The sequence below is a fragment of the Azospirillum doebereinerae genome, assembly GCF_003989665.1.
Lineage (GTDB): Bacteria > Pseudomonadota > Alphaproteobacteria > Azospirillales > Azospirillaceae > Azospirillum > Azospirillum doebereinerae.
In genome coordinates this window covers 106,294-124,970 of sequence record NZ_RZIJ01000002.1, presented here as the reverse complement: position 1 = coordinate 124,970, position 18,677 = coordinate 106,294, and the positions used below count along the sequence as shown (strand labels likewise).

Sequence of the window (18,677 nt, the reverse complement as noted above, 5' to 3'; positions counted from 1 at the left end):
GGCGCTCAGTCGTTGCCGGCGTTCGCTCCGCAGAGAGTCTTTTGCGGCTGTCCCGAGAAGCCCCCGGCGCGAAGCCACGCTTCGAAGGCCGGGGCCTCCAGCGGGCGCGACATCAGGTAGCCTTGGCCGATGTCGCAGCCATGGGTGCGCAGCCAGTCGTAGACCTCGACGGTTTCGATTCCCTCCGCCACCACCCGGTACCCAAGCTCGTGGGCGAGGTCGATGGTGGAGCGTACCATGATCTGGTCGTTCCGGTCCGTGGTGAGTGCCTGGACGAACAGCTTGTCGATCTTCACCACCGAGGCCGGAATGTATTTCAGGTAGGACAGGGCGCTCTGCCCGGTGCCGAAATCGTCGATCTCGAACTCGATCCCAAGCTGGCGGATCCGTTTGAACTGCCGGTTGACCTTGCCGCGATCCTTCATCAGCGCGCTCTCCGTCACCTCGAAGTCGATGAGGTCCGGCGAAACGCCGTAATGGTCGAGCAAGGCGGTGATGCGGTTGCTGAAATCGTCGGCTTCGAGGTCGAGCATCGACAGGTTGATCGAGGTGCGCAGCCGGATCCCCGCTTTTTCCCACTGGGCCACCTGGGCCAGAACCACGTTCAGGACCCAGTCGGTGATCGGCCGGACGAAGGCCGTCCGCTCCGCCAAGGGGATGAACTCCGCCGGGGAGATCGGGCCGAGGTCCGGGTGGACCCAGCGCAGCAGGGCCTCCGACCCCACGCACTGCCGGGTCGCCAAGTCGATCTTCGGCTGGTAGACGATCCTGAACTGGTCCGTGGCGGCGACCGCCGGCACCATGTCGCGGAGCAGGTGGAAGGCCCGCTGGGACGCGTGGTCCTGGGCCGCGTCGTAGCGGCACCAGGGGGTCTTGCCTTCCATCGCCTGATGCGCGGCGGTGGTCGCGGCCCGCAGAAGCTCCAGCGCGTTCGCGCCATCGCTCGGGAAGAGGGCGACTCCGGTGCCGTTCGAGGTGGCGATCGGCACGCCCTGGCACAGGATCGGCGCCCCAAGCCCGGCGGTCGCGGCGTCCAGCCAGGGTTCGAGCCCCGCGTCGTCAGGCAAGGGCAGGATGCATCCGAAGCGTGCGGCGGACAGATGGTAGAGCTTCGGGCGGCCGGGGAGGGCATCGCCGATGCGCCGGGCCGCCGCCACCTCGAACAAATCGGCCATGACCTGCCCCAGGCTGCGCGCCAGCGTCGCGTACTGGTCGGAGGCGGCCGTGTCGAAGACGACCACGCCGGTCCGCGATGCTGCCGGCCCGTCCTGCTTCAGGACATTGTCGATGTCCTTGAGGAACCGGAAGCGGTTCGACAGCCCCGTCACCGGATGGAGATAGCCGACGGCCTGCCGCGCCTCGATCAGCATCATCACCATGGAGGAGAGGTTGCGGAGCGCCTCCTGCTCGTCGGGCGCCAGGACCGGGCGCGGAACCCGGTCGATCACGCAGATGGTGCCGAGGTTCAGTCCGTCCGAGGTGCGCAGAGGGGCGCCCGCGTAGAAGCGGATGCCGGGATCCTCGGTGACCAGGGGATTGTTCGAGAAGCGCGGGTCGAGGGTCGCGTCCTCGACCATGAAGACGTCGTCGCCATGGATGGCGTGCGCGCAAAAGGCGAATTCGCGGGCGGTCTCGCGCACGGCAAGGCCCAGATGGGACTTGAACCATTGACGGTCCTGATCGATCAGCGAAACCAGCGCGATGGGAACGTTCAGCAGCTTCGCGGCCAACCGGGTGATGTGATCGAAAGCGTCTTCCGGCGGGGTGTCGAGCAGTTCAAAACGACGAAGCGCGGCCAGTCGGTCCTGCTCGTTGGCGGGGATCGAAGCCTCCATGAACGCTCCAAACTTTCAGATGAGGGTGAGATGGGTGCGCGGGCGGGGTTGGATGCCACTGTGCCCTGAAGAGGATTGAACCGCCAAGAGACAACCGCCACCGCCGTTCGAGCGTCCAGACGCGCGTGGCGCGCGGACAGGGCACAATCTTGATAAATGCAATGAATCCAGGCGGTTTCAAGAGCCGCTTTGGCCGTCGGCGGGGCGGCCGGTACGGAACGGCTTTCCGCATCGCCAGGGAGACGGATCGCTTACGGCGCTTCCATAAAGTTCCGGAGCACACCCAGCAGCGACAGGGCGTGCCGTCTGGCCTCGTCGTCCATGCCATGGGACGAGATTGTCGCCAGGACCTTCGCGTTCGGTCCCTTGGTTCCGTCCGTGACGGCGTGGACGGTGTTGCCCGCCGCCGCGTCCCAATTGGTCAGCTTGCCCAAAGCGCCGGTCCGGATCCGGCCCAGCAGGGGACCGTTGTCGGAACCGTCCTGCGTCAATCCCGCCAGCTTCAGCTTGGTGTCGGGCGGAATCGAGGCGGTCCGGTCGAAGGTGATGGTCAAGGAGCGGTCCGTTCCAGGGATGCCGATGCCGAGCACCCCCGTGGGGGAGTCCTTGTCCGCTTCGAACGGATCGCTCCAACCGGCCTCCAGCAGGGCGTCGGGCACTGGCGGCTTGAGGATTCCCTGATGCGCGGCAAGACGGTCCAGGACACCGAACGCGGCACCGCCGATCAGGCCGACCTTCATCCCAAGCTTTTCCTCAAAGAACGTCTCGCGCTCGGTGTTGTAGGCGCGCATCCGTTCCATGTAGTCCTGCTCGGCGTTCTTGTAGGCCGGCGTGAATTTCCGGGAATCGAAACCCGGAATTCGGGTCTCCAGTTCGCCCGTGGTGAGGGTGAACTGGCCCCTGGCGGTGGCTTTCGCCTGCTCCATCAACGCTTTGGCGTCGTCGGAAAGCGTGACGCTGTCCCCGTTGCTCCCCCGTTCCGGGGATTGGGGCGGCAGGGGGGCGCTTTCCGTGGCCGATGCGGGCCGGTCGTCGTGGCGGGGGAGGAATTTGAGGGTTTTGCTGTCGATGACACGGTCCGTGACAGTGAACTGAACCATGTTTCTTTTCCCTGCGTTCGCCTCCGGGCCGCCCCGATTATGGACGTGTCTCGAGCGGATGGGCAACCAAAAAGGGAATAACTTCGATTCCTTATCAATATAAGGCTTCAACACGCCGCGCGAGGCTGCCGGATTTTCCGAAGCCTTGGGCCGAGCCCTCGGGATGGGGCGTTTCCCCATCCCGCCGCTCGCTGTCGTCAGAGGGGCGCCCGGCGGATCGGGCGGCGCTGCTGTTCGTCCTCGCGACCACGCCAGAAGCGCAGGCGCAGGCGCGGCGCCAGGAACCAAGCGATGGGCGCCGCGATGAGGAAGCTCAGCGCGACCACGATGGGGATCAGCGTGATGGCCTGTTCCATCAGTTCGGGAACGGTGACCACCAGGAGGATGCCGGCGCCGAACAGCACGGCGTTGGTCATCCCGAATATCAGGGCCGCGAGGCGGAAGCGTGTGGACATGGCGGGTCTCCGGAAAGGGCTGGTGTAAGTCAGCGTTGCCCCTTCAACCCCCGCGTGGAGGGGAATGTTCCGGCATACCCCGCGCCGGACATTCCCGCTCCGCTTGCGCCTCAGACGCCGGTCAGCGGTTGGCCCGCCACCACGCCATCAGCCCGGCGGTGGACGCATCATGCGCGCCGTCCTTCGTCCCGGCTTCCAGTTCCGGCAGGATCGTGCTGGCGAGCTGCTTGCCCAACTCCACGCCCCACTGGTCGAAGCTGTTGATGTTCCAGACGATTCCCTGCACGAAGACCTTGTGCTCGTAGAGCGCGATCAGGGCGCCCAGCGCGGCCGGGGTCAGGCTCTTCATCAGGATCGTGTTGGACGGCCGGTTGCCGGGGAAGACGCGGTGGGGGACCAGCGCCTCCACCTCGTCCTGCGACAATTTGCCGCTGGCGGTCATCTCGGCGCGGACCTCCTCGGCGGTCTTGCCGCGCATCAGCGCCTCGGCCTGGGCGAAGACGTTGGACAGCAGGATGCGGTGATGCGCTCCAGCCTCCGCCCCGATGGGGTTGTGGGTGGTCGCCGGCGCGATGAAGTCGCAGGGGATCAGCGAGGTCCCCTGGTGAATCAACTGGTAGAAGGCGTGCTGGCCGTTGGTCCCCGGCTCGCCGAACAGGGCGGGGCCGGTGGCGTGGTCGACCGGCTGGCCGTCGCGGGTCACCGACTTGCCGTTGCTCTCCATGTCCAACTGCTGGAGATAGGCGGCGAAGCGGTGCAGGTACTGGTCGTAGGGCAACACCGCGATGGACGAGGCGTCCCAGAAATTCCGGTACCAGACGCCGAGCAGCGCCAGCAGCGCCGGCATGTTGCGCTCCAGCGGGGCGGTGCGGAAATGCTCGTCCATGGCGTGGGCGCCGGACAGCAGCTCGGCGAAGCGCTCCGGCCCGATGGCGATGGCGATGGGCAGGCCGATGGCCGACCACAGCGAGTAGCGGCCGCCAACCCAGTCCCAGAAGCCGAACATGTTGGCCGGGTCGATGCCGAACTTCACCACCTCCGCCTCGTTGGTGGAGACGGCGACGAAGTGCTTGGCGACGTGCGCCTCGTCCTTCGCGCTGTCCAGGAACCAGCGGCGGGCCGAATGGGCGTTGGTCAGCGTCTCCTGGGTGGTGAAGGTCTTGGACGCGACGATGAACAGGGTCGTGTCGGGGTCCAGCCACTTCAGCGTCTCGGCCAGATGGGTGCCGTCGACGTTGGAGACGAAATGCAGCGCCACATGGGGGTGGGCGAAGGGCTTCAGCGCCTCCGTCACCATCACCGGGCCGAGGTCGGAACCGCCGATGCCGATGTTCACCACGTCGGTGATCGGCTGGCCGGTGTAGCCCGTCCACACCCCGTCGCGCACGGCGGTGGCGAAGGCGTCCATGCGCTCCAGCACGGCGCGGACCGCCGGCATCACGTCGCGGTCCTTCACCCGCACCGGGCGGTCGGAGCGGTTGCGCAGCGCGGTGTGCAGAACCGCGCGGTTCTCCGTGAGGTTGATCGGCTCGCCGGCGAACATGCGGTCGCGCCAACCCTCGACGTCCTGCTGGCGGGCGAGGTCGAGCAGCAGGCCGAGCGTGTCCTTGGTGATCCGGTTCTTGGAATAGTCCAGGAACAGCCCCGCCGCCTCCAGCGAGAAGGCGTCGAAACGGCCGGGATCGGCGGCGAAGAGGTCGCGCATGTGGGTGTCGCCGAGATCCTGGCGGTGCCGGGAAAGCGCCGCCCAGGCGGGCGAGGAAGTGAGCGCGGTCATGATGCTTTGGACTCCTTGAGCGCGATGGTCCTTACGCGGCGCGCGAAGCCTAACACCGGGTGGCGTCAGCGGCCACGCGCCAAAACGCGCGAGAGGAGGCTCACGGATGGGCTAGGCAACTTGTCTGGGTGGCCGGTGTTCCTCCTCCACGCAACACGATGGAGGAAGCCATGTCCGACAAGCCCGGAGCCGACAAGCCCGACCTGCCGTTGGTCCCCACGCCCGAGGAACGCGAGGAACAGCGTGAGCCCGACGGCCGCTCCGACCAGATCGGGATCATCCCCGGCAAGGTGCCGGGTCACCCGGTGGACCCGAGCGACCCGCGCTTCCCCGGCAGCCAGCCCGATCTGGCGTGATCTGAAGCTGGTGGGGCAGGGTAGAGCCCTTCTCCCCTTGAGGGGCAGGGCTGGAGGGCGCCAAAGGCGACCGCAAGCACTGCTGGTTGGGATGAGGGGTATTCCGCCGCAGGCGGAAAGATTTGCGCACCCCTCACCCCAACCCCTCTCCCGCAAGGGGAGAGGGGCTCCTGGGCAGCGCTTTCAGAGAAAAAAGCCCCGTCAGCTTCCGCCTTCCACCGTCTTGGTCGGGGTGACGCCTTCCGGGCGGCCAACCAGCACGGTCAGCAGCTTGGCGGGGTCGAGCAGGCGCTTGGCGACGCGGCGGATGTCGTCCTGGGTCACCGCGTTGATGTAGCGGTCGCGCTGGCCGAGATACTCGATCCCCAGCCGGTCGCGCTGGACCTGCAGCAAGGTGCGGGCGATGGATTGGGTCGAGCCCAACTGCAGCGGGAAGGAGCCGGTGAGGTAGGTCTTGGCGTCGGCCAGTTCCTCGTCGGTCAGGCCGTCCTTGGCCATGCGCGCCCATTCCTGGCGGATGATGTCGAGCGCCTGACCGGCCTTGGCGTTCATGGTGGAACCGCTCGCCATCACCAGCGCGGTGTGGTCCATCGGGATCAGGTAGCTGTAGACGCCGTAGCTGAGGCCGCGCTTCTCGCGCACCTCCTCCATCAACCGCGAGCCGAAGCCGCCGCCGCCCAGCACGTAGTTCATCACGCTGGCGGCGTACCAGTCGGGATCGTCGCGCTTGACGCCGGGCTGGCCCATCAGCATGACGGTCTGCGCGGTCGGGCGCGGGGCGAGGATGGTCTCGCCCAGCCCCTTGGGCGCCACGTCGGCGATCGGGGTGACGGCGCTCTTGGCCGGCAGCCCGCCGAAGATGCGGTCGAGCGCCTTGCCAAGATCCTCCGGCGCGATGTCGCCCGAGGCCGCCACCACCAGATTGTCGCGGCCGAACTGGCTCTTCACGAAGCCCTTCAGGTCGTCGGGGGTGATGCGGGCCAAGCTGTCTAGCGAGCCGCGGATCTCGTCGCCGTAGGGGTGGCCGGGGTAGGCGGTGCTGTAGAACAGCCGGCGCCCGACGTAGTTGGGATCGGCCAGATCGTTCTTGAGGCTGGCCGCGACGGCGGCGCGCATCCGGTCGAGAGCCTCGGGCTCGAAGCGCGGCTCGGCCATCGACAGGCGGGTCAGCTCGAACGCCTCGTCGCGGCGGTCGCTGAGGGTCCGCAGGGAGCCGCCGAAGCCGTCGCGCCCGGCGCTGTAGCTGAGCGCGATGGCGTCGTTCTGCAGGCGGCCCTGGAACGCCTGCGAATCATAGGGGCCGGCCCCCTCGTCCAGCGTGTTGGACACGAGCCGGGCGAGGCCCCCCTTGCCCTGTGGGTCGGTGGAGCCGGCGCCCTCGAAGGTCCATTCGAGCGCGAGCACGGGCACCTTGTGGTCCTCGACCAGCCACGCCTCGATCCCGCCGGGGCTGACCACGCGCTTGATGTCCATCGCGTGGGCGGGCGGGGCGGCGGGCAGGGCGAGCAGCGTGAAGGCCATGAGTCCTACGGCGAACAGGGATTTGGTCCGTTGAAGCGCGCTCATCCTCAGCTGTCCTTTCCCTGGAGCGGCAGCAGTAGCCCGGTGACGTGGTTGGTCTGGCTCAGCACGGCGCGGGCGGCGGCGTTCACCTGCGCGGCGGTCACCGCGTCGATGCGCACCGGCCAGTTCTCCACGTCGTCCAGGCTCTGGCCGGTGGCGAGCGCCGATCCCAGCGTCTGCGCCGGGCCGGTCAGGCTGTCGCGGGCGTAGGCCGCCTCGGCCAGCATGCGCTTGCGGGCGGTGGCGACCTCCTCCTCGGTCACGCCGGTCTCCACCACCTTGGCGATCTCCGCCCACAGCGCGGTTTCCAGCTTGTCCATCTCCACCCCGGCGGCGGGGGTGGCCCCGACGCTCAGCGTGCCCATGTCCCAGGCGCCGGGGCCGTAGCCGAGCCACGCCGAGGTGGCGATCTTCTGCTCCACCACGAGGCTGCGGTAGAGGCGGGAAGTCGAGCCGCCGCTCATGATCTCGGCCAGCACCTGCAACGGGTAGGCCTGCTTGTCCGGGTCGAGCCGGTAGGAGGGCGCGATCCAGGTCCGCCGCACCGAAGGCTGCCGCACCTCGGCGTCGCGCAGGGTGACGCGGCGCTCGGCCGAGATCGGCGGCTCGACGACGCGGCGGCGTTCGGGCACCGGGCGGGCGGGGATGGCGCCGTAATACTTCTCGGCCAGCGGCTTCAACTCGTCGGCGGACACGTCGCCGGACACCACCAGGATGGCGTTGTTGGGCGCGTACCACGTTTTGTAGAAGCGCTCGGCCTCCTCGCGGGTCAGGTTCGCCATCTCCTGCGGCCAGCCGATCACCGGGGTGCCGTAGGGGTGGTGGACGAACATGGTGGCGTTGATCTGCTCGCCGATGCGGTCTGCCGGCTCGTTCTCCACCCGCTGGCGGCGTTCCTCGATGATGACGTCGCGCTCGGGATAGACCACCGCGTCGGTCAGCTTGAGGTTCGCCATGCGGTCGGCCTCCATCCGCATCACCAACTCCAGCCGGTCGCGGGCGACGTTCTGGTGGTAGGCGGTGTAGTCGTAGGAGGTGAAGGCGTTGTCGCGCCCGCCGTTCTTGGCGACGATGCGGCTGAAGGCGCCGGGCGGCACCGCGTCGGTGCCCTTGAACATCAGATGTTCGAGGAAATGGGCGATGCCGGAGACGCCGCGCTCCTCGTCGGCGGCGCCGACCTTGTACCAGACCATGTGGTTGACGACCGGCACGCGGCGGTTCGGGATCACCACCACCTGCATGCCGTTGGCCAGCGTGAAGCTTTCAGGGAAGAACACGCCTTTTTCGGCGGCGAGGGCCGGCGGGGTCGCGGAGACCGTCAGGGCGAGCAGACCCGCCGCGACGAGGCGGCGGACGGGATGGGCGGCGGGCATGAAGGCTCCCCGGAGAAAGGGCCGGAATCGAAAGGGGCGCCCCCCTTGCGGAAGGCGCCCCCCGAAACTGGTGTGGCGAACGGCTTAGAACAACCCTTCCAACGGCGCCTTGCGCTTGCGCTCGATGGTGGGCGTGGCGGCGCCGTCCACGGCGCGGCCCTGGGCCTGGGCCTCGCGCAGGCGCTGCTGCTCCTTGGAGGGGTCGACGATGGAGAAGGGCTTCTCCTGCGTCTGCCAGAACAGCAGGGAGTCGATCCAGCTCTTGTCGGCGACGGTGAGCTGGGTGGTTTCCTGATCGACCTTGTTGCGGATGTTCGGGTCGATGCCGTCGCGGGCGCTGGCCTGGGCGACGAGTGAGTTCTCGCCGGCCGACTTGCCGACCGGGCTTGCCGCCCCGCGCGAGGACCCGCCGAACACGGCGCCGGCGGCGACCTGGGTCGGGGTGGAGTCCTGCGGACGCAGCGCGCCGGGGCGCGGCTTGGGCAGGTTGGCCTGGAGGCTGGGCGGCAGCGTCAGCGGCGCGCGGGAGACGACGGAGAACTCGTCGGGGCTCTGGCGGTCGAGGCCGATGGAGCGGCGCACGTCCGAGCAGCCGGTGAGCGCCAGTGCCGCGAGCGCGACCCCGAACAGGGGGCGCAGGGTCCGGGAGGAGAAAGAGATGCTGGTCACGTTCGGATTCCGTCGTCAGTCACTGGCCGCGTTCGGGGGCCGCATTCGGCGAAGCCCGCCCCCTTATAGCGCTTTCGGCGGGGGAACGCTTACGACTTTTCGCGGCCGGCGACCAGACTGTCGATCAGCAGAAGGGCGACGCCCACGCTGATCCCGCTGTCGGCCACGTTGAAGGCCCAGAAATGCCACGAGTCGATGTGGAAATCGAGGAAATCGGCCACCGCGCCGAAGCGCAGCCGGTCCACCACGTTGCCGATCGCCCCGCCGATGATGAAGCCGATGGCGAGCGCCACCAGCCGGCGTTCGGCCTGCCGCAGCCAGAAGATCAGGCTGACGGTGATGACGGCGGCGATGCCGCTCAGCACGAAGGGCATGTAGGACGCCCCGCTGGCGAAGGTGCCGAAGCTGACGCCGTAGTTCCACACCAGCACGAGGTTGAAGAAGGGCGTGACCTCGACGACGTGGGGGATGGGCTGCATCACCACGTCGAGGATCCACCACTTCGACAGCTGGTCGAGCACCACCACGGCGACGGCGACGATCAACCCGAACAGGGTGTAGGAGCGGGGCGTGGCGCTGGTGAAGGCGTTCATGGCGCGTCTCTTCCTCCCTCTCCCCCCCGGGGAGAGGGTCGGAGTGAGGGGGACGCGCGGCGAGGAGCATCCGGCAGGCGGATCCCCCTCACCCTAACCCTCTCCCCGGGGGGGAGAGGGGATAGGAACGCGGGTGCGGAGGAACGGGTCATTCCACCGCGTCGGCGCAGCGGACGCAGAGCGTCGGGTGGTCGGCGACGGTGCTCACCTCCGGCAGGACCTTCCAGCAGCGCTCGCACTTCTCGCCCTGGGCGAGCGCCGGGGCCACCGCGATGCCGGGAACGTCGGCCAGGGTGAAGGCCCCCTCGGGCGCCGTCCCCTCGACGACCGAGATGGCCGAGGTGATGCAGACGTCCTGGAAGTCCACGTCGGCCAGCAGCGCCTTGGTCGCGGCGTCGACATGCACCGTCGGGTCGGCCTGGAGGGACGAGCCGATGGTCTTGTTGGCCCGCTCCAGTTCCAGCGCGCCGGTGACGACGCGGCGGACGTTGCGCACCGCCTCCCACTTGGCGGCGAGCGCGTCGTCGCGCCACTCGGCCGGGATGGTGGGGAAGGCGCGGAGATGCACGCTCTCCTCGGTCCAGCCCAGCCCTTCCGGACGGGCCAGCCACGCCTCTTCCGCCGTGAAGCAGAGGATGGGCGCCAGCCACGCGGTCAGGGCGGAGAACAGATGCTCCATCACCGTCCGCACCGAGCGGCGGCGCACCGAATCGGGCGCGTCGCAGTACAGGCTGTCCTTGCGGACGTCGAAGTAGAAGGCCGACAGCTCCACCGCGCAGAAATTGTGCAGCAGCACGAACAGGGCGTGGAAGTCGTAGGCCTCGATCTTCTCGGCCACCTGGCCGTCCAGCTCGGCCAGACGGTGCAGGACCCAGCGCTCCAGCTCCGGCATCTCCTTGGCCTCGATCCGCTCGGCGGGGCTGTAGTCGGCCAGCGCGCCCAGCAGGTAGCGCAGCGTGTTGCGCAGGCGGCGGTAGAGGTCGGCCTGGGTCTTGATGATCTCCTTGCCGATCCGCAGATCTTCCGAATAATCGGAGTTGATGATCCACAGGCGCAGGATGTCGGCGCCGTACTGGTCGCAGATCTCCTGCGGGGCGACGACGTTGCCCAGCGACTTGGACATCTTGCGGCCCTGCTCGTCGAGCACGAAGCCGTGGGTCAGCACCGCGTTGTAGGGCGCGCGGCCCCGCGTGCCGCAGCTTTCCAGCAGCGAGGAGTGGAACCAGCCGCGATGCTGGTCGGACCCCTCAAGATAGAGGTCCGCCGGCCACGCCAGCTCCTCCAGCCGCTGCTCCAGCACGAAGGCGTGGGAGGAGCCGGATTCGAACCAGACGTCGACGATGTCCTTGACCTGCTCGTACTCGTCGGCGCGGTAGCCGTTGCCCAGGAAATCCTGCGGGTCGCGGGCGAACCAGGCGTCGGCGCCCTCGCGCTCGAAGGTATCGGCGATGCGGGCGAAGACCTCCGGATCGCGCAGGATGGCGCCGTCCTCCTTGCGGACGAACAGCGCGATCGGCACGCCCCAGGCGCGCTGGCGGCTGATGCACCAGTCCGGCCGGCTCTCGATCATCGAGCGGATGCGGTTCTCGCCCTGCTCGGGCACCCAGCGGGTGTCGGCGATGGCCTGCAACGCCGTCTTGCGCAGGTCGTTCGTCTCCATCGAGATGAACCACTGCGGCGTGGTGCGGAAGATCAGCGGCGCCTTGGAGCGCCAGGAATGCGGGTAGCTGTGCTTGATGCGGTTGCTGGCGAGCAGCGAACCGGCCTCCTCGAACTCGGCCAGCACGGCCTTGTTGGCCGGGCCGGGCTTGCCCTGGTCGGTGTAGACCGCCAGACCGGCGAAGAGCGGCACGTGGTCGTAGTAGCGCCCGTCCTCGCCGACCGTCTGCGGCACCTCGATGCCGTTGGCCTGACCGAGGTGGAAGTCGTCCTCGCCGTGGCCGGGCGCGATGTGGACGAAGCCGGTGCCGGCGTCGGTGGTGACGAAGCCGCCGGCCAGCAGCGGCACCTTGAAGTCGTAGCCCTTGCGGGTCAGCGGGTGGTGGCAGAAGGTGCCGGCCAGACGCGAACCGGGGAAGCGGTGCAACTGCTTCCACTCGGTGATGCCGGCCTCCTTGAACACCGATTCGGCCAGCGCGGTCGCCAGCACCAGACGCTCGCCGACCACGCCCTTGCTGCCCTCGGCGACGGCGGTCACCTTGAAGGTGGCGTATTCGATCTCGTCGCCGTAGGCGATGGCGCGGTTGGCCGGCAGGGTCCAGGGCGTCGTCGTCCAGATGAGGACGCTGGCGTCGTCGACCTCGGGCGTGCCCGATCCCCACACCGCGAAGCGCGCGAAGACGGTGGTCGAGGTGTGGTCGTGGTATTCGATCTCGGCGTCGGCCAGCGCGGTCTTCTCGACCACCGACCACATCACCGGCTTGGCGCCCTTGTAGAGGCCGCCGTTGGCCGCGAACTTGTGGATCTCGCGGACGATCTGCGCCTCGGCCGGGAAGGTCATGGTGGCGTAGGGCTGCTTCCAGTCGCCCTCGACGCCGAGCCGGCGGAACTCGGCGGCCTGGATGGCGACCCATTCCTCGGCGAATTGGCGGCATTCGGCACGGAACTGGATGAGCGGCACGTCGTCCTTGTTCTTGCCGGCCTTGCGGTACTTCTCCTCGATCTTCCACTCGATGGGCAGGCCGTGGCAGTCCCAGCCGGGGACGTAGTCGGCGTCGAAGCCCTGCATCTGCCGGGTGCGGACGATCACGTCCTTCAGGATCTTGTTGACCGCGTGGCCGATGTGGATGTTGCCGTTGGCGTAGGGGGGGCCGTCGTGCAGCACGAACTTCTTGCGGCCCTTGGCCCCGGCGCGCAGCTTGCCGAACAGGTCCATCTCGGCCCAGCGCTTGAGCAGCTCGGGCTCGCGGGTCGGCAGGCCGCCGCGCATGGGGAAGTCGGTGCGGGGCAGGAAGACGGTCGATTTGTAGTCGCGGGTCATGTCGGATCCCTGGGAGAAGGCGTCACCATCGGGCGGCGACGCTCCGCCACCCGACGCACATGGAGTCTCGATCCCGACCCTCCTCAGAGGGCCGGGCCGGTAATTCGCGCGTCTCGCGCAAGGATCCACGGTGAGTCGGTCATCGCGCGCGATATTAGCGGCGTGTGCGGTGCGGTCAAGGACGGCTCATGCCGCTCCTCCGTTCCTTCCTTCTATAAAAGGAGTGAAGGAGCGGCAGGCTGGCTTCTCAGCTCAGGCTTGTCTTGCCGCCATGGGCGGCCGACCAGCCCACCGGGTCGTTCAGAAACTTCTCGACCTCGGACAGGGTGTTTTCGTCGAAGTACCGGTTCTCGCGGGCGACCTTCAGCACGTCCCACCACGTGCACAGCGCGTGCAGGCGGACGCCGATGGCGTCCATGTTGACCTTGGACTGCGGGAAGATGCCGTAGTGGAAGATCACGAAGGTGTCGGTCACCTGGGCGCCGCCGTTGCGCAGCGCGGTGACGAAGTTCTCCTTGCTCTTGCCGTCGGTCGCCAGATCCTCGACCAGCAGCACGCGCTGGCCCTCGGTCAGCACGCCCTCGATCTGGGCGTTGCGGCCGAAGCCCTTGGGCTTCTTGCGGACATACTGCATCGGCAGTTCCAGCCGGTCGGCGATCCAGGCCGAGAACGGGATGCCGGCCGTCTCGCCGCCGGCCACCGCGTCGATCGACTCGTAGCCGATGTCCCGCTCAATGGTCTGCACCGCGAAGTCCATCAGCGCCTTGCGGGCGCGCGGGAAGGACACGATGCGGCGGCAGTCGGTGTAGACCGGGCTGGCCCAGCCCGAGGTGAAGATGAAGGGCGTCTGCGCGTTGAAGTGCAGCGCCTTGATCTCCAGCAGGATCTTGGCCGCGGTGGCGGCGATGGTCGCCTGATCGGGCAGGGTGGACATCGGGATGGCTCCGAAGGACGGGGATGCGGGATTTTCCCCTGTGTAGCGGCGCGGTCGGCGTTTCGCAACGGAGACGGCGGCGCGGACGCTTCCTCGCCATGGGTTTCGCGTTTAATGTCGGAGGGAAATTCAACCGGGAAGGAGCGTCGGGTGATCGTCTTGACTTGGAACATGCAGGGCGCGGGCAGCGGTACGGGAACGTCGAACGCGTCGGATGCGCTGAGCGCTCTTCGCAAAGGGGCCGATGTGCTGCTGCTTCAGGAGGCCGGCGGCGTGCCGGATTGGGGGCTCAAGAAAACCAGCTGCGGCGGCGTCAAGCTTCTCCATGGCTTCCGCAATTTCGGCAGCGACCGGAAAGCCATCGAGGCGCAGGTCATCTGGTTCGATTCGACCGAGAACACCAACGCCATGCACGATCGTTGCAGCATGGGCATCATCGCCACCAACTTTTCCGGCACCTACGGCGTCGTCACCCACAACAGCAACGGTTTGCGGCCGCTGATCGGCATTCTGACCAACGACGGCGTGTGGGTTTACAACATCCATGCACCTTCCGGAAACCACAAGGCCGCTTCCGGTGTCGCGGCGAACTTGCTGGGCCAGATCGGCGGCAAGGAGAAATTCATCTGCGCCGGGGACTACAACTGCACCCCGGCCGACATGATGCTGCGCGGATTCAAGGCGGTGTCGGGAGGCGGAGCCACGCACCAGAATGGCAACACTCTGGATTTCGCGGTCGGACAGAAGGTGACCGTTACACCCTATGTATCGATGTTCTCGACCATGCCGACCCTGGTTTCCGATCATTACAGCCAGTGTTTCAGCGTTCAGTGAACACAGGACTTCGCAAAGGAGGGCCCGCGCGTCCCATGCGGACGTCGCGGGTCTCCGGGAAGCGCTTCTGGCCGACCCGGAGCGGTTTGGGCGGCCGGTGCCGCGATTCGCTTTTTCCGGTCCGTTTTGACAGGGTGGGGAACGCTCAGACCGGAATGTTCCCGAACACCCGGCCTTCCACAGCCGCCGCCGCGCAGGGCGTCTCGTCGTCTCCCCGCAGCCAGCGGGCGAACTGGCGGTCGGCCGTGTTGATGTGCAGCATCAGCCATTGCGGCAGGAAGTCGGCGAGGTTCTCGCGCAGATCCTCCTCCCCACCTTTGCCGTCGAAGGCGTGGACCCGTTCCCAGGCCAACTGGTGCTGTTCGATGTGATCGTCGAGAAAGGGATAGCCGGCCTCGCCCATCACCCGCTGTTCGTCGGCGAAGTGGCTTTCGGTGTAGGCGACGGCGGCGGCCAGCGCGCGCCGCACCTCCTCGGCCGATCCGCCATCCCGCACGGCCCGCTCGTAAGCCTGGACGAGGGCGATCCACTCCTGGTGCTGGGTGTCGATCTCCTCGATCCCGAGAACCAGATCGTCGCTCCAAACCAGGGCTCCGTAATCGACGCCGTCGCTGTGCATGGTGGGAAGGGCATCCTGAAGATGAGGGGGCGGAACCCCGCACCTCTAGGATGCCCCGCGGCGGGCGGCAAGCGAACCCGTTGCTACGAATTGACGCGGCGTTCGCTCCGTGTCAGGCGCCGCTGCGGACGCCGGCCAGGAAGCGGTCCACCTGGGTGCGCAGCAGATCCGCCTGCTTCGACAACTCGCCCGACGAGTTCAGCAGCCGGGTGGCGCCGCCGCCCGTCTCCGACGCCGCGTGCAGCACGCCGTTGATCGACGACGACACCTCGTTGGTGCCGGCGGCGGCCTGTTGGACGTTGCGGGCGATCTCCATCGTCGCGGCGTTCTGGCCGTCCACCGCCGAGGCGATGGTGCCGACGATGGCGTTCACTTCGCCGATGGTGGCGGCGATGCTCTGGATCGCCTGCACCGCGTCGGCCGTCGCCCCCTGGATTTCGGCGATCTGCTGGGAGATGTCGCCGGTCGCCTTGGCGGTCTGGTTGGCGAGGCTCTTCACCTCGCTCGCCACCACCGCGAAGCCCTTGCCGGCTTCTCCGGCCCTGGCGGCCTCGATGGTCGCGTTCAGCGCCAGCAGGTTGGTCTGGCCGGCGATGCTGCTGATCAGGTTCACCACGTCACCGATCTGGTTCGCCTTGGCCGAGAGGCCGTCGACGATGCGGTTGGTGCCGTCGGCCTGATCGGCGGCCTGCTTGGCCTTGCGGGTGCTCTCGCCGATCTGCCGGCCGATCTCGGAGATCGAGGCGGCCAGCTCCTCGGCGGCGGCGGCGACGGTCTGCACGTTGACCGAGGCCTCTTCCGACGCGGCGGCGACGGTGGTCGCCTGGCTTTCGGTCTGCTGGGCCGTGGTGCTCAGCGTGCTGGCCAGCGCCCGCACCTCGTCCGAGGAGGAGGAGACGCTGTTCACCACGCCCTTCACCTGGGTCTCGAAGCGGTCGGCCAGCGCGTTCATCTCGGCCCGCTTGCGCGCCTCGGCGTCGTGCTCGGCGTCGGCTTGGCGGCGGCGGAAGGCGTCGGCCTCGATGGCGTTGGCCTTGAAGACCTCCACCGCGCCGGTGATCTGGCCGATCTCGTCCTTGCCCTCGGAATGCGGCACCGCGACCGTCAGGTCGCCCTTGGCCAGCACCGTCATCGCGTCGGTCAGGCGGCGCAGCGGGCGCAGCGCGTTGACCGTCCACAGCCCGAAGCCGATGGACAGCAGCGCGGCGACGGCGCAGAGCGACAGCATCAGCGTCTGGAAGCCGCGCGCCATGCCGCGCGCCCGCGCCGCGACCTCCTGGTTGCGGTGCTCTTGCAAGTCGATGAACTTGTTGATGCGGGCCAGCCATTCGGTGAAGACCGGGCGGGCGTCACGGGTCAGCGTCGCCTGGGCCTTGGCGGCGTCGCCGGCCTTGCGGGCGTCGACGACCGCCTTGGCGAACGGCATGGCCCGCGCTTCCGTCTCCTTGATGTCGGCGAGCAACGACCGCTCCTCGGCCGTGATGTCCGGGCGCTGGGCGAACATCGCGTCCAGCGGCTTGGCCGAGTCGGCGTAGAAAGCCGCCAGCCGGTCGATGTCGGCCAGCACGGTGGTCAGGGCGGCCCCGTCGGGCATCAGCACGACGTCGCGCAGCGCGATGGCGCGGTCGTGGACACTGCCCCGGAAATTGATGGCGTAGCGCTGCTTGACGCTGTTCACGTCATTGATGTGGGTGAGATCGGTGTCGATCTTCCTCACTTCGTTGACGCCGATGACCGTGAGACTCACGAGAAGCAACAGAACCGCGCCGAACCCCAGAAACAAGCGCGCGCGGATGGAGGCGTGCTGAAGCGTGGCCATTTTGGCTTTCCCGGCTAAGACATTTCGATGGGACACTAATCGAAAAACTCTACAAAATGTTTACCGCCGTCGCGCGTTCCGGAATGCCCCTGTCGCCTTCCGAAACGGACGGATCGGGCGGGATCGCCTTGCGCGTCGCCCGTGCCGCCGCAATATGCGGGCGGATCGTCCCCGTTCGAGAGTGTCTTCATGCCGTCCATCCGCCGCCCATCCCGTTCGCTGCCGTTGGCCGTGATGCTTCCCCTGCTGCTTGGCCCGGCGCCGGGCTGGGCGCAGGACCGCCACGAGCGCCCGGACCGGTCCGAGAAGGGGGATTCGGCGTCGGAAAAAGGGGGGGACGCCGCCTTCGACGCCCAGCGCAGCGTGACCCGCCACAGCTTGGCCCTGGCCGCCGGTCCGCTCGCCTATGGCGCGACCGCCGAGTTCCTGCCGCTGCGCGACGGCGCGAAGGAGGAGGTGGCGGCCCACGTCTTCGCCGTCTCGTACACCGCCGGCCCCGACTCCGCGCCGTCGAACCCGGCCCGCCCGGTCACCTTCGTGTTCAACGGCGGGCCGGGCGCCGCGTCGGCCTACATGCATCTGGGGGCGGTGGGACCGAAGGTGGTCGGCTTCGGGCCGAACGGCGCGCTGGCCGGGCCGCCGGCGCCGCTGCTCGACAACCCCGACAGCTGGCTGGCCTTCACCGATCTGGTGTTCATCGATCCGGTGGGCACCGGCTACAGCCGGGCGACCAAGACCGACGGCGACGCCGAGAAGCGCTTCTGGTCGGTCGAGGGCGACACCCGCTCGATGGCGGAGATCGTGCGGCTGTGGCTGACGCGGAACGGCCGTTGGTCGTCGCCGAAATTCCTGGCGGGCGAGAGCTACGGCGGGTTTCGCATCGCCAAGATGGCGGACGAGTTGATCCAGCGCACCGGCGTCGCCGTCAACGGGCTGATCCTGGTGTCCCCGGTGGTCGATTTCGCCGCCATCGACGAGGACAGCATCCTCGGTCCGGCGCTGAAGCTGCCGGCGATGGCAGCCACCGCCGCGGCGCTCGGCCGGGCGCCCGGCACCCCGCAGCAGGCGGCCGAGGCGGCGGAGCGTTTCGCCCTCGGCCCCTACCTGACCGGGCTGGCCGGGCTGGATTACGGGAAGCTCGGCGAATCCGCCGGCTTCTTCGGCGAGGTGGCCCGGCTGGTCGGGCTGCCGGCGGAGCAGATCGCCCGGCAGCGCGGGCGGGTGCCGATGAGCGTCTTCACGCGGGAACTGCTGCGCGACCAGGGGCGCGTGCTGAGCATCTACGACGGCACTTTCACGGCGCCCGATCCCGATCCGGGGGCGTCGCGGGTGCCCTTCGACGCGTTCCTGCGAGGGACCGTTCCGACCTACACCACCGCGTTTGCGGCCTACGCGACAGCGGAACTCGGGGTGCGCACCGAGGTGCCCTACCGCCTGCTCAGCGATCCGGTGAACCGGAGCTGGGAGTGGCCGCGCATGTCGGTGCCGAGCGCGGTGGAGTCGCTCCAGACGGCGCTGACCCTGCAACCGTCGCTGCGGGTGCTGATCGCGCACGGCCGCACCGACCTGATCACGCCCTACATGGCCTCGCGCTGGATGGCCGCGCGGCTGGAGTTGCCGCCGGCCGAGCGGGACCGCGTGCGGGTGACGGTGCACGAGGGCGGCCACATGATGTACACGCGGGAGAGCGGGCGCGCCTCGCTGGCCGCCGACGCCCGCGCCTTGGTGGAAGAGGCGTTGCGGGCCGCGAACCCACGCTGATTTGCCGTT

15 protein-coding genes are annotated in these 18,677 nt (G+C 68.2%); 3 read left to right on the top strand and 12 right to left on the bottom strand.

Going from position 1 to position 18,677, the window contains the following annotated elements; translation table 11 throughout:
* Nucleotides 1-5: 5 nt before the first annotated feature.
* The 4 genes from EJ913_RS03820 to pgi all read right to left on the bottom strand — a co-directional run bounded on the left by EJ913_RS03820 (nucleotide 6) and on the right by pgi (nucleotide 5,167).
* Complete coding sequence (locus EJ913_RS03820; RefSeq protein WP_126994961.1) at nucleotides 6-1,835, bottom strand: putative bifunctional diguanylate cyclase/phosphodiesterase; 1,830 nt, start codon at nucleotides 1,833-1,835, stop codon at nucleotides 6-8.
* 251 nt (nucleotides 1,836-2,086) lie between these two features.
* On the bottom strand, nucleotides 2,087-2,935 hold the full coding sequence (locus tag EJ913_RS03815; RefSeq protein ID WP_126994959.1) for a hypothetical protein: 849 nt from the start codon (nucleotides 2,933-2,935) through the stop codon (nucleotides 2,087-2,089).
* A 197-nt stretch (nucleotides 2,936-3,132) separates the two neighbouring features.
* Nucleotides 3,133-3,390, bottom strand: a complete 258-nt coding sequence (locus EJ913_RS03810) for a hypothetical protein (protein ID WP_126994957.1) — start codon at nucleotides 3,388-3,390, stop codon at nucleotides 3,133-3,135.
* 121 nt (nucleotides 3,391-3,511) lie between these two features.
* Complete coding sequence (gene pgi, locus EJ913_RS03805; RefSeq protein ID WP_126994955.1) at nucleotides 3,512-5,167, bottom strand: glucose-6-phosphate isomerase; 1,656 nt, start codon at nucleotides 5,165-5,167, stop codon at nucleotides 3,512-3,514.
* A 170-nt stretch (nucleotides 5,168-5,337) separates the two neighbouring features.
* Between pgi and EJ913_RS03800 the strand changes: the two genes are divergently transcribed.
* Complete coding sequence (locus EJ913_RS03800; RefSeq protein ID WP_126994953.1) at nucleotides 5,338-5,523, top strand: hypothetical protein; 186 nt, start codon at nucleotides 5,338-5,340, stop codon at nucleotides 5,521-5,523.
* Between the two features lie 201 nt (nucleotides 5,524-5,724).
* Here the strand turns inward: EJ913_RS03800 and EJ913_RS03795 are convergent, their stop codons facing one another.
* The 6 genes from EJ913_RS03795 to EJ913_RS03765 form a co-directional block, all read right to left on the bottom strand.
* Complete coding sequence (locus EJ913_RS03795) at nucleotides 5,725-7,089, bottom strand: M16 family metallopeptidase (protein ID WP_126994951.1); 1,365 nt, start codon at nucleotides 7,087-7,089, stop codon at nucleotides 5,725-5,727.
* Between the two features lie 2 nt (nucleotides 7,090-7,091).
* Complete coding sequence (locus EJ913_RS03790; RefSeq protein WP_126994949.1) at nucleotides 7,092-8,459, bottom strand: M16 family metallopeptidase; 1,368 nt, start codon at nucleotides 8,457-8,459, stop codon at nucleotides 7,092-7,094.
* 84 nt (nucleotides 8,460-8,543) lie between these two features.
* Nucleotides 8,544-9,128 (bottom strand): DUF3035 domain-containing protein, encoded by a 585-nt coding sequence (locus EJ913_RS03785; RefSeq protein ID WP_126994947.1) that lies wholly within the window; start codon nucleotides 9,126-9,128, stop codon nucleotides 8,544-8,546.
* An 89-nt stretch (nucleotides 9,129-9,217) separates the two neighbouring features.
* Nucleotides 9,218-9,721 (bottom strand): signal peptidase II, encoded by a 504-nt coding sequence (lspA, locus tag EJ913_RS03780; RefSeq protein ID WP_126994945.1) that lies wholly within the window; start codon nucleotides 9,719-9,721, stop codon nucleotides 9,218-9,220.
* Between the two features lie 148 nt (nucleotides 9,722-9,869).
* Complete coding sequence (ileS, locus tag EJ913_RS03770; protein WP_126994943.1) at nucleotides 9,870-12,701, bottom strand: isoleucine--tRNA ligase; 2,832 nt, start codon at nucleotides 12,699-12,701, stop codon at nucleotides 9,870-9,872.
* A gap of 247 nt (nucleotides 12,702-12,948) precedes the next feature.
* Nucleotides 12,949-13,635 (bottom strand): orotate phosphoribosyltransferase, encoded by a 687-nt coding sequence (locus EJ913_RS03765; RefSeq protein ID WP_126994941.1) that lies wholly within the window; start codon nucleotides 13,633-13,635, stop codon nucleotides 12,949-12,951.
* A 150-nt stretch (nucleotides 13,636-13,785) separates the two neighbouring features.
* Between EJ913_RS03765 and EJ913_RS03760 the strand changes: the two genes are divergently transcribed.
* The gene (locus tag EJ913_RS03760; RefSeq protein ID WP_126994939.1) at nucleotides 13,786-14,469 is read left to right on the top strand and encodes an endonuclease/exonuclease/phosphatase family protein; all 684 of its coding nucleotides are present in this window, start codon (nucleotides 13,786-13,788) and stop codon (nucleotides 14,467-14,469) included.
* 145 nt (nucleotides 14,470-14,614) lie between these two features.
* Here EJ913_RS03760 and EJ913_RS03755 read toward each other — a convergent pair whose 3' ends face one another.
* Together EJ913_RS03755 and EJ913_RS03750 are read right to left on the bottom strand one after the other, a co-directional pair.
* Nucleotides 14,615-15,088 (bottom strand): bacteriohemerythrin, encoded by a 474-nt coding sequence (locus EJ913_RS03755; RefSeq protein WP_126994937.1) that lies wholly within the window; start codon nucleotides 15,086-15,088, stop codon nucleotides 14,615-14,617.
* 112 nt (nucleotides 15,089-15,200) lie between these two features.
* On the bottom strand, nucleotides 15,201-16,907 hold the full coding sequence (locus EJ913_RS03750; RefSeq protein ID WP_126994935.1) for a methyl-accepting chemotaxis protein: 1,707 nt from the start codon (nucleotides 16,905-16,907) through the stop codon (nucleotides 15,201-15,203).
* A gap of 189 nt (nucleotides 16,908-17,096) precedes the next feature.
* Here EJ913_RS03750 and EJ913_RS03745 point away from each other — a divergent pair, with 189 nt between their 5' ends.
* On the top strand, nucleotides 17,097-18,668 hold the full coding sequence (locus tag EJ913_RS03745; RefSeq protein WP_126994933.1) for a S10 family peptidase: 1,572 nt from the start codon (nucleotides 17,097-17,099) through the stop codon (nucleotides 18,666-18,668).
* The last annotated feature ends 9 nt before the right edge of the window (nucleotides 18,669-18,677 follow it).

Bases quoted from the DNA above. Each gene is read 5' to 3' on its own strand.
- pgi (WP_126994955.1), bottom strand. From the start codon at position 5,167: ATGACCGCGCTCACTTCCTCGCCCGCCTGGGCGGCGCTTTCCCGGCAC.
- EJ913_RS03755 (WP_126994937.1), bottom strand. From the start codon at position 15,088: ATGCACAGCGACGGCGTCGATTACGGAGCCCTGGTTTGGAGCGACGAT.
- EJ913_RS03765 (WP_126994941.1), bottom strand. From the start codon at position 13,635: ATGTCCACCCTGCCCGATCAGGCGACCATCGCCGCCACCGCGGCCAAG.
- EJ913_RS03815 (WP_126994959.1), bottom strand. From the start codon at position 2,935: ATGGTTCAGTTCACTGTCACGGACCGTGTCATCGACAGCAAAACCCTC.
- EJ913_RS03745 (WP_126994933.1), top strand. From the start codon at position 17,097: ATGCCGTCCATCCGCCGCCCATCCCGTTCGCTGCCGTTGGCCGTGATG.
- EJ913_RS03750 (WP_126994935.1), bottom strand. From the start codon at position 16,907: ATGGCCACGCTTCAGCACGCCTCCATCCGCGCGCGCTTGTTTCTGGGG.
- EJ913_RS03820 (WP_126994961.1), bottom strand. From the start codon at position 1,835: ATGGAGGCTTCGATCCCCGCCAACGAGCAGGACCGACTGGCCGCGCTT.
- EJ913_RS03795 (WP_126994951.1), bottom strand. From the start codon at position 7,089: ATGAGCGCGCTTCAACGGACCAAATCCCTGTTCGCCGTAGGACTCATG.
- ileS (WP_126994943.1), bottom strand. From the start codon at position 12,701: ATGACCCGCGACTACAAATCGACCGTCTTCCTGCCCCGCACCGACTTC.
- EJ913_RS03800 (WP_126994953.1), top strand. From the start codon at position 5,338: ATGTCCGACAAGCCCGGAGCCGACAAGCCCGACCTGCCGTTGGTCCCC.
- EJ913_RS03790 (WP_126994949.1), bottom strand. From the start codon at position 8,459: ATGCCCGCCGCCCATCCCGTCCGCCGCCTCGTCGCGGCGGGTCTGCTC.
- lspA (WP_126994945.1), bottom strand. From the start codon at position 9,721: ATGAACGCCTTCACCAGCGCCACGCCCCGCTCCTACACCCTGTTCGGG.
- EJ913_RS03810 (WP_126994957.1), bottom strand. From the start codon at position 3,390: ATGTCCACACGCTTCCGCCTCGCGGCCCTGATATTCGGGATGACCAAC.